This is a genomic window from Mycolicibacterium phocaicum, assembly GCF_010731115.1.
Lineage (GTDB): Bacteria > Actinomycetota > Actinomycetes > Mycobacteriales > Mycobacteriaceae > Mycobacterium > Mycobacterium phocaicum.
Window position 1 is genome coordinate 898,832 of record NZ_AP022616.1, and the last position, 13,025, is coordinate 911,856.

At 63.3% G+C, this 13,025-nt stretch carries 10 protein-coding genes; 3 read left to right on the forward strand and 7 right to left on the reverse strand.

What is annotated here, in order from left to right:
• Positions 1 to 52: 52 nt before the first annotated feature.
• A complete protein-coding gene (locus G6N46_RS04365; protein WP_268815748.1) occupies positions 53 to 268 on the forward strand; it encodes an SDR family oxidoreductase in 216 nt (71 codons plus the stop codon).
• Between the two features lies 1 nt (position 269).
• On the opposite strand, the gene G6N46_RS04370 is transcribed toward G6N46_RS04365, so the two are convergent.
• Positions 270 to 638 carry a hypothetical protein gene (locus G6N46_RS04370; protein ID WP_138251352.1) on the reverse strand — a complete coding sequence of 123 codons (369 nt, stop codon included), beginning with the start codon at positions 636 to 638 and terminating at the stop codon, positions 270 to 272.
• 182 nt (positions 639 to 820) lie between these two features.
• Between G6N46_RS04370 and G6N46_RS04375 the strand changes: the two genes are divergently transcribed.
• Positions 821 to 2,049, forward strand: a protein-coding gene (locus G6N46_RS04375) for an IS3 family transposase (RefSeq protein WP_407665076.1) whose coding sequence is annotated in 2 segments (ribosomal slippage) — positions 821 to 1,133 and positions 1,133 to 2,049 — 1,230 coding nt in all. Because the reading frame shifts where the segments join, the coding sequence is not laid out codon by codon here.
• Here G6N46_RS04375 and G6N46_RS04380 read toward each other — a convergent pair.
• The 3 genes from G6N46_RS04380 to G6N46_RS04390 are packed head-to-tail and all read right to left on the reverse strand — an operon-like array spanning position 2,027 to position 7,088.
• A complete protein-coding gene (locus tag G6N46_RS04380) occupies positions 2,027 to 2,575 on the reverse strand; it encodes a glycosyltransferase family 2 protein (RefSeq protein ID WP_138249210.1) in 549 nt (182 codons plus the stop codon). The genes G6N46_RS04375 and G6N46_RS04380 overlap by 23 nt on opposite strands.
• Before the next feature lie 59 nt (positions 2,576 to 2,634).
• On the reverse strand, positions 2,635 to 3,921 hold the full coding sequence (locus G6N46_RS04385) for an Rv1490 family membrane protein (protein WP_138249209.1): 1,287 nt from the start codon (positions 3,919 to 3,921) through the stop codon (positions 2,635 to 2,637).
• A gap of 47 nt (positions 3,922 to 3,968) precedes the next feature.
• A complete protein-coding gene (locus G6N46_RS04390) occupies positions 3,969 to 7,088 on the reverse strand; it encodes an MMPL/RND family transporter (protein WP_234880643.1) in 3,120 nt (1,039 codons plus the stop codon).
• A gap of 300 nt (positions 7,089 to 7,388) precedes the next feature.
• Between G6N46_RS04390 and G6N46_RS04395 the strand changes: the two genes are divergently transcribed.
• Positions 7,389 to 8,624, forward strand: a complete 1,236-nt coding sequence (locus G6N46_RS04395; protein ID WP_138249208.1) for a glycosyltransferase — start codon at positions 7,389 to 7,391, stop codon at positions 8,622 to 8,624.
• Here the strand turns inward: G6N46_RS04395 and G6N46_RS04400 are convergent.
• Genes G6N46_RS04400 through G6N46_RS04410 form a run of 3 tightly spaced genes read right to left on the reverse strand, consistent with a single transcriptional unit; the run spans position 8,618 to position 12,968 of the window.
• Positions 8,618 to 10,030, reverse strand: coding sequence for a condensation domain-containing protein (locus G6N46_RS04400; RefSeq protein ID WP_138249207.1), 1,413 nt, complete (start codon positions 10,028 to 10,030; stop codon positions 8,618 to 8,620). The genes G6N46_RS04395 and G6N46_RS04400 overlap by 7 nt on opposite strands.
• Positions 10,031 to 10,070: 40 nt before the next feature.
• Positions 10,071 to 11,447 carry a hypothetical protein gene (locus G6N46_RS04405; protein ID WP_234880642.1) on the reverse strand — a complete coding sequence of 459 codons (1,377 nt, stop codon included), beginning with the start codon at positions 11,445 to 11,447 and terminating at the stop codon, positions 10,071 to 10,073.
• Between the two features lie 51 nt (positions 11,448 to 11,498).
• Positions 11,499 to 12,968, reverse strand: coding sequence for a condensation domain-containing protein (locus tag G6N46_RS04410; protein WP_174814016.1), 1,470 nt, complete (start codon positions 12,966 to 12,968; stop codon positions 11,499 to 11,501).
• Between the last annotated feature and the right edge of the window lie 57 nt (positions 12,969 to 13,025).

Here is a 13,025-nt window from a genome sequence, read left to right on the forward strand (position 1 = left end):
TGGGGAAATTCAGTGAGCGCGGTCATCGGGTCCCATCGAATCGTGGGCGGAGATCGCACGTCGGATATTCACGATTACCGGCCATGATCCGTCCCGGGTGCGCGACGTCAGCACCGAGGATTACTTCGCAACCGCGCAAGCGCCCTTTGCACCCCGACCGCACAACAGTGCGCTGGACCTGACCAAGGTCGAAGCGACGGGTTTCGAGCCGGCGTTCTACACCGACCAGCTGGCGGATTACCTCAGTCCGACGCCCGAAGCGTCGTAGTTCAATCCTTGCGGGCCAACGCTATTTGCGCCACGGCCGTACTGGCACGCTGAACCTGCACGGCCATCTTGACCGCCAACCGTTGGATCAGGCTATCGCCATACAACCGCGGATAGGCAGCAGTCGTATCCAGCAGCAACGCCCGGCCATCCGGCCCAGGAACCGACGCCAACTGACCCAGGGCACCCCGGCTCACTGCGAGAACAGCGTTCTGCCGCTTGCGATTATCTGCTGCCAAACCAAACATCGCGTCGAGCATCGCCACATACCGAGCACCATGCTGCTGCCAGAATTTCACCCTATTCGTGTCTTTCACGTACCACATTCCGTACGGGTGGCGGCGGTAGACGCTCATGGTGTCGGCCAGCATGGCTACTTCGCCTCGTACCGCGTGCATGGTGTGCAGAATCCAATCCAGCGGCATGGCGTCGGGAGGGATTCCTTCATACGATTCCGCCCGCCGATACATGGCTGAATTCGGGGTCCTGACCCCAAGTGTTGGACACGCTGAATCCCGCAAGATTGGCGGGGGAAGCGAGATGATCGACACCGATGGCAAGGAAGAATTACCCGGACGAGTTCAAGCGGGATGCGGTGGCGCTGTACCGAGACACTGAGGGCGCGACGATCACCGCGATCGCTGACGAGCTCGGCATCAGTGGGGTGACGCTGTCGGCCTGGTGCAAGGCCGCTGGGGTGCCGATCCGGCACCGTAGCCCGAGTTCTGCCGGTGAGCCGGCACCGGGCGAGCAGACCCCGGACCAGGAGCTGGCCCGGCTACGCGCCGAGAACAGGGCGTTACGCGCCACCGAGGCCCGGTTGGCCACCGAGCGTGACATCCTGCGGTCGGCGGCCAAATATTTCGCCGGGGAGACGAACTGGTGAGCCGCTTCCAGTTCGTCGCCGACCACCTGCACACCTACCCGGTGAAGTGGCTATGCGCAGTCGTCGAGATCGCGCGTTCCTCGTTCTACGCCTGGTTGGCCGCTGCCGACGGCCGAGCCGCCCGCATCGCCGCTGACCAGGAGCTGGCCGCACGTATCCGCACCGTGCACGACGAAGACAACACCTACGGGGCACCGCGGATCACCGCCGAACTCAACGACGGTGCACCCGACGGTGAGCGGGTCAACCACAAGCGGGTGGCCCGGGTGATGAGGGGTGCCGGGATCGCCGGCTACCGCCGGCGACGACGCGTGAAAACGACCACCCCGGATCCGGCGAATCAGAAGGTCCCGGACCTGCTCGGGCGGGACTTCACCGCGACCGCACCCAATGTGAAGTACGTCGGCGACATCACCTACCTACCCTTGGCCACCGGGGCGAATCTGTATCTCGCGACAGTGATCGACTGCTTCTCCGGCCGGGTCGCGGGGTGGGCGATCGCTGAGCACATGCGCACTGAACTGGTCGAAGATGCCCTCAAAGCCGCTGACGCGTTACGGGGCTCGCTGGCCGGTGCGATATTCCACTCAGATCACGGAAGTCAGTACACCTCAAAGGATTTCGCGACACTCTGCGCAGATCTGGGCGTCGTCCAGTCGATGGGTGGGGTGGGGTCAAGTGCCGATAACGCGCTCGCCGAATCGTTCAACGCCTCCCTCAAACGCGAGATCCTGCAGGACCGCAGCCAGTGGCCCGACGCTGCTACCTGCCGCCGTGAAGTGTTCCGCTGGCTGGTCCGCTACAACCTGAAACGGAGGCACTCCCGCTGCCGCTATTCCAGCCCGGCCGGCTACGAAAACACCCACACATTCGTTACGCTGCCAGAAGCTGCTTAATCCAAATCCCGTGTCCACCATCCGGGGTCAAGGCCCTCGTCTGGATGAAGTTCCATTTGAACAGTGCGTCGACGGTGAGGTTCCGTCGGCGGTGCGTCGGTGGATAAATCGAATCCGGTGCCGAACCATCGGTCCAAATAACCCGCACCGGGTGGAAGCAGACAGACGTATCGGGGTGCTCCCGCAGATAGGCGACCTGCTTTGCGAGTTTGTGCGGGTCCGTCCAATAGTCGTCGCCCTCACACAAGGCAATGAAGGTGCCACGCGAAGCGGACAAGGCATCAATGAGATTCGAAAAGGCGCCGACGTTCTTCGAGCGCAGAACTGGGCGGAACAGCTGCGGATAGCGATCTGTATAGAGCTGGATGATCTCGGGCGTGCGGTCCGTCGAGGCATCGTCGGCGACGATCACTTCTATAGGAAAGTCGACTTCTTGATCGACGAAACTCTGCAGTGCCTCAGCGACAAATTCTTCGTGGTTGTAGGTGATTGTCACCACGCTGACGACAGGCGTCACTTCGGTCATAGCGAGCAGTATCACAGGTCATATACAGCCCAGCTTCGGTTGGTCACACTTTGCGGCGACTAGCCCGACTTGGCAAAGCCGGCCGCATACCCTGCGGTACCGCCAAACGGTATGAGCGCGAACAAAATACCGAGGCCGAACAGTATCCTCCGCTCGCGTTTGGCGAGCGGTGAATCGATCTCCGGTCGGCCCGACGCCCAGAGCAGGAAGACACAAACGATGTTGATGGTGATGAGCATCCACCACCGAATCCAGTCCACGCCCGTGGCGAAGACCGGAATCATCAACGCCAGCGCCGCCGCCGGAACCAACAGGCCACCGCGGATACTCGGCACGAAAGCCTTGAGACTGACTTTGGTGGCGTATGCCATCACCAATACCGTTCCGATACACACCAGCAGCCCATGCGTGAAACCGCCCACCAAGGTCGGGACCCCCAATGACCGCACCGACTGCATGCCTCCCACCAAGTTCTGGTCAAACGCCGGCAAGACGTTGGCGCAAACCCAATCGTGGTAGTCCGACACACTCTGGAAACGCCCGGCCATGTAGTCCCCGAACTTTTCGGGTGGCACTTTGAACGTGTTCCTCATCATGGCGTGCGGAATCCCGCGACAGGTCACGTCCGCGACATCCCGCCGTCCCAGGACGCTGATCGCGGCGGTCGCCAAGAGTCCTGGGCCCACTGCGACGGCCATGCACGTCCGACGGGTCCGCGCCTGCTCCACAGGAGCCAACACAGCAATCGCCAGAACCGCACCAAGCGCGAATTCAAGCGGTATGCCCTCATGCACAAAAGCAGCTAGGGCGATAAACAAGCCGAACCCGGCGCTGCAGACCACCGTGCCACGCATACTGTGCACTCGGGTCAACGCCAATCCGAACACCACCAAAGCACCGGCCGCCGCCAGTTCTGGACGTGGACCCAGCAACGCGAAGGTGAATGTGCACGGCAGCACGGGTACGAACAGCGCAACGATCACCCGACGTTCTGTGCGCTTGCCACCGCGCAGCACATGCGTCATCAAAGCCAGTAGGGCGCACAAATATACAGCGACGGCACCAACGAGAAGCCCCATTGTGACAATGAAGTACTGGTCCTTGGGAAACCACGCGACTATTGCACCGGCAAGACCGCGGCGAACGAATCCGGCGTCGTAATTCATCGCGTAGTACGAAAGCCAATAGATGCCGTTCGGAATGAGTTCGGTGACGGCGTAGATGTAGGCAGTCGTCCATACCACCAAAGTGATTGCGATGAACCAATACCAACGCTTACGCATTGCGCTGATCGGCTCACCCGACGCGGGTATTTCGATCAATTCAGAAGGAATCGACGACGACACCGGCAAATGCTAACCGGCCTCGAGAACCTTGACCACTCTCGACCCGATCAGGCGAAAGATCCGCGCCCGTACTGCGCTGCCCCTGCGACGTCGAACGCCGTCGTCATCTGGCAGGCATCGCAGGACGCCTCATACCCACAATCCGGGCACGGTCCGGGTTCGTCGGATTCGTGCCGAGCGCGACGCTCTGCATCACGTCGTTCGTTATCGGCCACAGCCGCCGCCAGTGCCGCTTCCTCCCGAATCCGCCGCGGCGACTTCGACGGCCACCAGTTGGCGTCACGCAGCAACGCCGCGATGGCCGGCACGGTGACGGTACGCACGATGAAGGTGTCGAGCAGCAGGCCGACACCGATGATGAAGCCCGTCTGAACGGCGCTGAGGATGCTACTGACGGTCAAGGCAAGCATCGATGCGGCGAAGATCAAACCGGCCGATGTGATGACACCGCCGGTGGCCGCGACCGTCTTCACGATGGCTGACGGAACGCCGTATTTCGCTTCGTCACGTATTCGGGAAATCAGTAGCAGGTTGTAGTCGGCACCCACCGCGACCAGCACCAGGAACGCCACACCGGGCACGCTCCAGTTGATGCCTTCACCCAGGATGAACTGGAAGAACACCACGCCGATGCCCAACGCTGACCCATACGACAGCACCACTGACAACACGAGGTACAGCGGTGCCACCACCGCGCGCAGCAACTGCACCAGAATCAGGAAGACCACGATCAGCGTGACTGCCACGATGTACTGGATGTCGCTGTTGTAATAGTCGCGCAGGTCTCGGTTCACCGCCGACAGGCCGATCATCGACACCTTGGCGTCGGACAGTGTCGTATTGGGTAGTGCGGTTTCCGCGGCCTTGACGATGGCGTTGGTCTGGTCCATGGCTTCCACGCCAAATGGATCCAGAGCGGTCTGAACCAGATAGCGCACGGTGTGACCGTCAGGTGAGACGAATAGCGTGGCCGCTTTTTCGAATTCGTTCCGGCCCAAAATTTCTGGCGGAACGTAGAAACCAGCCATCTGGGGGGTGTTGGCGTCGCGTCGCATACCGAGCAGGAACGACGAGGCCTGATTCAAGCCGCCGCCCATCGTCCGGACCTGGTCGACCAACAGCTTGACGCCGTCGGCAAGCTGCTTGCTCGAATCAGCAAGAAGGTTGACACCCTCAACTGCCTGCTGCAGCCGCCTGTCGAGGTCACCGGTGTCGTAGAGCCGAAGCTGCTTGAGCAGTTTGGTGACGCTTTCGATATTGGTGCCAATCCCCCGGACCTTGTCGTCCATACCGGGATCGCTTTTGTACTGCTGCAACATGTGACCGAGGTTGATGACCTTCTGCACCGTCTCGGGATCATTGCCGTCACTGACGTTCTGCAGTCCGGCCCGCAGCTCGTTACAGGCTTGGTAGTAGTTGCAGAACGGTGTGGCATTGAGCATGTCGAGTGCCCGCGAGGACCACTTGTAGACGTCGCCGACGCGAACCAACTGTCCGCCGATCGCGTCACCGAGCGACGTCATTTCGGAGACCATCTTGGCCGACTTATCCAAGTCGTCGATGGTTTTCGAGCCGCCATACCGGCTCTGAATCGCGGACATCTGGCTCAGCATGGTGCGGATCGGCTGAATCGAACCCAAGACTTGGGTCCGAATCTGGTTCAGCGCATCGGCCAATTGGTACTCGCCATCGACCAGCTTCTGCAGATTGCTCTCATTGCCGTGAATGAGATTCGACGCGTCCTTGAGCTTGCTGCCGACCTCACCGGCCTGATACGTCGCTTTGGCCTGCTCCAGCACATCGCCGGTGGGCCTCGTAATACCGCGGACCGCATCGATGTTCGGCAGCTGGCCGATGCGCTGGGCCATCTGCTCAAGGTCTGCGAGTGCCTTCGGCGCGCGCAGGTCGTGCGCCGACTGAATCAGCACGAACTGCTGCATGGTCGTACTGACCGGGAAGTGCTTGTTCAATGCCTCATAGCCCGCATTACTCGCCGCGTCCTCGGGCAAGTCCTTGCGGTTGTCGTAATTGAAATCCACCAGGGTGGCGCAGCCGGCCAGCGCCAACAGCACCGCGAGGCTGCCGGCCAGGTGCGTGACCGGGCGACGCACGATGTGGACGCCCGACCGGCGCCAGAACCGACCGGTCATATCTTTGCGCGGTTTGATCCAGCCACGCCGGCCAACCAGCACGATCAACGCAGGCAGCATCGTCACCGACGCGAGGAAGCCGATAAGAACCGTCGCGGACAGTGCCGGCCCAATCGTCGCGAACACGCCCAACGTGGCGAACGACAGCGCCAGGAAGGTGATGGCCACCGTGCCCGCCGAACCGGCGATCACCTCACCGATGGACGTCAACGCCGAGATCAATGCACGGTCGGAATCTTCACCGTGCCGGACAAACTCCTGATATCGACTGAATAGGAAGATCGCATAGTCGGTTCCTGCACCCATCATCATGCCGGTCATCAGCACGATGGTCTGGGGTGCGAGGCCGAGCCCCAATAGGCCAAGTCCGGCGACTACCTGCTGTGCCACAGCCAATGAGACGCCGATGGTCACGAGCGGCAGCAGCATCGCCACGACGCTCCGGTAGACGATGATCAAAATTGCGAACACCAGGATGCCGGTGGACGTCTCGATCAAGTGCTGGTCGTGGGCGCCGATCTCGGTAATGTCTTCGAATGTCGCCGCTGCACCGACGACGTTCAACTCCAGATCGCTGCCCTGGACCACTTTGCGGACCGTGGTCATGGCTTCGCGATAGGCGGCCTGTCCGGGCGCGGTACCCATGTTGCCGACCAAGCTGATGGGCAACTGCCAGGACTTCCCGTCCTTGCTCATCATGACCTGACGCAGTTCAGGAATGTGGATGAAGTCCTGAGTCGACTTGACGTTCGTCCGGTCGGCATTCAGCGCGTCGACAAGTCGTTTGTAGACGTCCTCATCGGAAGCGTTCAGACCGTGTTCGTTGGTCAGCAGGACGATCGCCACGTTGCCCGCGTCCGCTTCGCGGAACGCGTTCTTCATCGCGTTTCCGGCAATGAGTGTCGGTGCGTCGCTGGGCAGGAAGTCCGGTGGATGCCGCGTCGCGACATCGGTCAGTGGCGGAAGCGCAAGAAACAGCACGACGGCAAGACCGATCCAGGCGGCTATGATCGCCACCGGGCGCCGCACCGCGAACCTGCCGAGCGCGGCAAAGCCCACATGTGCCAACGCACCACTCGGCCTGGCCCTTTTCAGCATCCCCGACAGGCTACACGCCGCAAACCATCAACAAGCATGGACCAGCACGGCAACACAGCGGCGGCAAATCAACCTCCGGACCCGAGGCGTGCTGTAATCGGGTGTGCCACTGTCGAAGTCACCGCACCCGGGCCAGACCGTCAATTGCCGACGGGCCGAATGGCCGCATTCGTGCCAGCTACGCGTAGATCACCGGCGGAAAGGCCTGTGCAGCTTCACATGAAATTTGCCATTGCCATCCATGGCACTCGCGGAGATATCGAACCCAGCGGAGCCGTGGCACGAGAACTGCTGCGCCGAGGTCACCAGGTACGAATGGCGGTACCGCCGAACCTGGTTCCATTCATCACGTCCACCGGTCTGCCCGAGCCTGCCAGCTACGGCGTGGATTCTCAGCAGCAACTCGACGCCGACATCTTCCGGGATCACCTCAAGCTCCAGAACCCCGTCACGTTTGCGCGGGAGCTCCGTGCGTACATGGTCCAGGGCTGGCAGGACATGAGTGCGACCCTCGTCGACATCGCCGCCGACGCCGACCTGCTGCTTGCCGGGACCACCTACCAGGAGGTCGCAGGCAATGTCGCCGAATATTTCGACATTCCGCTGGCCGCCCTGCACTACTTCCCGTTCCGCCCGAACCGGCAGGTAGTGCCCGTACCGCTGCCTCTGCCGGTGATCCGCCGGGGTTTCGCCCTCGGTGAGTGGGCCCACTGGCGCGTCCTGAAGCAAGCCGAAGACATCCAGCGGCAGGCCCTGGGATTGGCACCGGCGAAGGTGCGCGCAATCCGGCGCATGTTGGATCGCGGCGCGCTGGAGATACAGGCGTACGACGAGGTGCTGTTCCCTGGCTTGTCCGCGGAGTGGGGTCCCACCAGGCCGCTCGTCGGATCTATGTCCATGGAGCTGGCGACCGACACCGATGCCGACGTCATGTCCTGGATCGCGAACGGTAAGCCGCCCATCTACTTCGGCTTCGGCAGCATGCCCGTCGAGTCTCCCGCCGACGCCGTTGCGATGATCGAGAACGTGACCGCAGAGCTCGGCGAGCGCGCACTGATCAGCTCCGGGGTCTGGGATCTGCCGGCATCCCGTCTCGGCGACCACGTCAAGCTGGTCGGCCCGGTCAACCATGCCGCGGTCTTCCCGCTCTGCCGTGCGTTGGTGCATCACGGCGGTGCCGGCACTACTGCTGCCGGACTGCGGGCCGGCGTTCCGACGGTGGTGCTGTGGGTCAGCGCCGATCAGCCGGTCTGGGCCGGTCAGATCAAGAAGCTCAAACTCGGTGCGTCACAACGCTTTTCCAAGACCACCCCGGCATCGCTGAAGGCCGCGCTGCGCACCGCGCTGCAACCGGACTGTGCGGCGTGGGTGCAGGCTACCGCCCAGAGGCTGACACGACCCGCCGATAGCGTGGCGCGCACCGCCGATCTGCTGGAGCAAGCCGTGCGTCAGTAGACGGTCAGCGGCGTGAGGTCGAACTCGTCCAGTGTCTGCTGGACGAGTTCGCGCAGCATCGCCCGGCTGTTCTCAGCCCCCACCTGATAACCCACGATGCCGAGGTTCACCCGTCCGTTGTAACGACCCGACGCGACCACCAGCAGACCGCCCGGCCGCTCGATGTCGGATTTCTTGACCTTCTGCTCGACGCCCCAGCAATTCAGGAACGTCGCTTGATTGGCGCCGTCAGGACGGCACATCAGCTCGGGCAGCTCGGCGAAGTTCGAGCACGTCACCGGCATGTCACCAAGCACGAGATCTGCCGTCCGGTTGACGGCACGGCGCGGAATGAACGGGGTCAGCGGCAACAGGATGAACGACTCGTCGGGCTGATCCTTGGCGCCCGCGAGCGAAGTGCGCAGCGCGGCCCGCAGGTCGGTCAGGTCCTTCGCGACGTGGGTCGGATCGACGGTCAGGTTTGCGAACGCCATGGCGTTGGCGCGAGTGTCGTCCATCGAGGTGCGATCGTTGACTGCAACCATGAGCGCAATCTTGTTGTCCTGCGTACGGTGCCGCTCCATCCGGACACCCAGCCGAGCAGCGAAAGCCGCGGCCAGCGAATACGTATTCCCGCCGAGGGCTGCGCACTTCGCGTCCCACTGCTCGACGTCGATGTGGGTGCCGGCGAACGGCAGCAGCACGTACTCCTCACCACCGACTCCGGTGGGCACGGGTCGCGAGTCGCCCGACTTGAACAGCTCATCGCGCCGGCGGTAGAGCATCTTCGCCGCTGCCACCACGGTCCGGCGGACCTCCGGCAAGTCGCGCCTGGTCTGACGCAGATCGGCGCGGATACCCTGCCACCGGGTCCGCGACCCCGGCTGCGCGTAACCCAGATCGCGGCCCTGGCCGAGCACCGATTCAATGATCGCGGCCACCGAGCCGGTGCCGTCGATCAAACAGTGCGACAGTGCCAGCGCGACGCCCGTCGAACCGTCGCTGAACGTCTGGACACCCATGTGCCAGCCGGGGCCGTGCTCCGGATCGATCCGGATCTGCGACCGTTCCTCCAGCCAGTCCGACAGTTCCGAACGAGGACGGGCCACGTCCGCGATGTCGAGTGGCCGCTCAACAGCCGGTGCGGCAACCCAGCGGGCACGCCCGAACGGCAGCGGCGAACGCTCAATGCGCCGAGCCGCCAGACTCCGTCCGAAGTTCTCGTGGAAGCGGCGCAGACCGTCCAGGTCGACGGGCCCTTCGTAGAACCACAGCGCCAGCATGACCTGTACCCGGCCACTGGCCCGGTAAGACAGGAACGTCGCCTCGTCCATGTAGTGCAGACGGTCCTGCGGGCGATCCAGCTCAGGCGGCAGCTTACGGAATCGGGTGCGGCCGGTCCGCTTTGACCGAGAAACAGTGGACAAGATAGACCCTGGCCCTTCACTTCTGCGCAATGTAGTCGCGTTATTCGTAGACGCCGGAGAGACCGAACTCGGCCAACGTCGCTTCCACGTGCGCACGCAGCGTGGTCTTCGTGTTCTCGGCGCCCGGCTGGTAGCCGATGACCGCAAGCGAGACCCGGCCAATGATCTGCATGGCGATGACGGTGAGCAGCCCTTCGCGGTGCTCGAGCACCGCACGCGGGATTTGACCGTCGACGCCGCGAGCCATCACGTACTCGGCTGGGGTGCCGTCCGCGCGGGCGATATCGTCCGGCAGCACGCCGAGGTTGGAACACGACACCGGCAGTTCGCCGAACCCGACCGCGATATCCGCGGCCTTGGTGACGGCCCGCCTGGGAATGAACGGCGTCAGCGGCAGCAGCTCCAACTTCTCGTCGGGCTCCTCACGCATTTTGCGCAATGCCTCTTTGATGATTGCCCGCGTCTCGGTCAAATCCTCGGTCACACCGTGCGGATTGATCCGAACGTCACCGAGCAACACCGCATTCGCGCGAGTGTCCTCGAGGGTGCGGTCGTTGATCGGGACGATCAGCGGCACCACACCCTCCGCGTCACTGAACCGGCCCATCCGCTCGGCCAGCCGCGCAGCGAATCCGGCGAGCAACGAATACGTGTTTCCGCCAAGGGCTTTGGCACGGGCGTCGAACTCGGCTGCATCAATGAAGGCCCAGATGGCGGGCACCAGGACGTTTTCCTTGGCACTGACCGCATCAAGGCCCGCCGCCGCCGACTTCTTCGGACGACGGAGCTCGGCACGCTGCCGGTAGGCCTGCCTGGCCGCCGACTTTATCGAGCGGCCGAGTTCGGGTAGGTCGCGGAACGTCTGCCGGACATCGACACTAAGCGCCTGCAACGCGGACCGAGACCGCGGCTGGGGGTAACCCAGATCGCGCCGCTGCCCCATCACCGACTCGTACACCGTCAGCATGGCGCCGCCACCGTCGCCGATGCAGTGCGATCCGACCATGCTGATGACGGTCGCGCCGTCATCGAGCGGCTGCACACCCATGTGCCAGGCCGGTCCGTACTCCGGGTCGACCGGGATCTGCGCATGTTCGTCCAGGAAGTCGCCCAGTTCAGCGCGCGGACGGACCGTCTCGTACACCCGCATCGGCGCCGGTGGTCCCAGGGACGACACCCACCGGTGCCGACCGAACGGCAGAATCGACGGCTCGATGCGCCGGCCCGCCAGGCCGTGGCCGAAGTTGTAATGCAGCCGACGCAGGCCTTCCATATCGACCGGGTGCTCGTACACCCAGACGCACTGCATGACGGCAGCCTGTCCGGTGGCTCGCAAACCCAGGAACAGTGCCTGGTCGACGTAGTCCAGCACGCGGCTCTGGTCGTTGAGGTCTTTGCCGTCGCGACGTTCAGCCAACCAACGGCGCAACAAAGGCACACGCGACGGGCGCGTGGAGTTCGTCACAGATCAGCCCTTCACAGCTCGAATCAGTTCGCTGCGGCAACCGTTGTGACGCAAGGCGTCCGAACGACCGGGCCCAGAACCACCGTCGGCTACCCGCAAGTACACCGCGCGCATCGCGTGCAGGTACTTGTCCACCGATTCGCGGGCGATGGGATTGTCCGGGTAAGCGATGGTGACCGAGGTTTCCTTCTCGGACCGGTTCACCCAGATGCCGATCTGGTACGCCGACCGTGCATCGCTGTACACGCGGCCGTTGAGCCGCTCCCACTCGTTCATGATCGCCGGCGACAACGGAGGCAGGTTGGTGTCGAGGTAGGACACCATTGGCACACCCGGGTCCGCCTTGCGGATCGAGGCCACCTTGCCCTCGGCCAGCTCCAGCACTCGCTCGAACGGGACGTGCGCCAGGTCGATACCCGTGTCGAACGCCTTCTGCATGGCGCGGGCCGTATCGCCGAACGAGTCCGGTACCACCGGGACACTGATCGGCACGACGCCGGTGAACCAGCCCGTCGTCATGAACTCGGCCGGGGTGCGGCGCGTGGTGGTCGGGGTGATGACGTTGTAGACCGGTTCGCCGGTGAGTTCGTGCTCAGCCAGGGCCGCGCAGGCGATAACGCCACCGATGACCCGCGCGCCCGCGGACAGGCAGGCCGACTCGAACCGCTCCGACTGATGCTTGTCCATCAGTCGGACGGTGAGCATCTCGCCGCCGCAGGGCACAGTCGGGTCACCAAGTGGCAGCGGGAAGCACGGCAAGGTGCCGTCGTTCGCCTCGGCGAACTTGATCCAGTCCTTGACCTCCGGGGACTCCAGCGTCAGCGACGCGGTGAACTCCGCCTGCTTGACGCAGTAGTCGTCGTAGCTGCCGGCGTCGGCCAACGGGATCGGCGGGGCACCACTGACCAGGGCCGCGTACATGAGGTGGATCTCCACCAGCACCAGCCCCATCAGCAGCGCATCGGTGTGCACGTGGTCGATGCTGAAGTAGAACGTGAAGTGGTCGTCACGCTGGATGATGCCGAAGTGGAAGCAGTCCCACTGCAGCGGATCAGGCGTCGCGAGGACGTGGTCGCGCCACTGCTGGGCATTCATCTCACCGTGCTCGGTGGCCACCAACTTGATGTCGCGCGGGCTCTTCGCGGTCCGGCGAACCACCGAATCATCGTCGAGCAATTCGAACCAGCTGTGGAACGTGTCGTGCCGGCGCACGTAGGCGTTGATGACGTGCGTCATGGCCCGGACGTCGCACTTACCCGGCATGTCCCACGCGGCGATGTTGAGCCGGGCCATGTCCGTGCCGTTGCGCTCGTGCGAACGGAACGCGCGGATGTGCTGGCTCTGCTGGTAGCTGACCGGCACCGAGCTGACCGGCGCGTTACGCAGCTTGGCAAGCGACGCAGACGAAGGGTTCCAGGAAGTCAGAACACCCGAGGAACCCATCCAGTCATGGATGGTCCTAATCGCAACCATGCTCACTCTCCTGTGCTTCGGTGAATTCAGCGCGCGGCTTCTGTGACGCCCTACTCT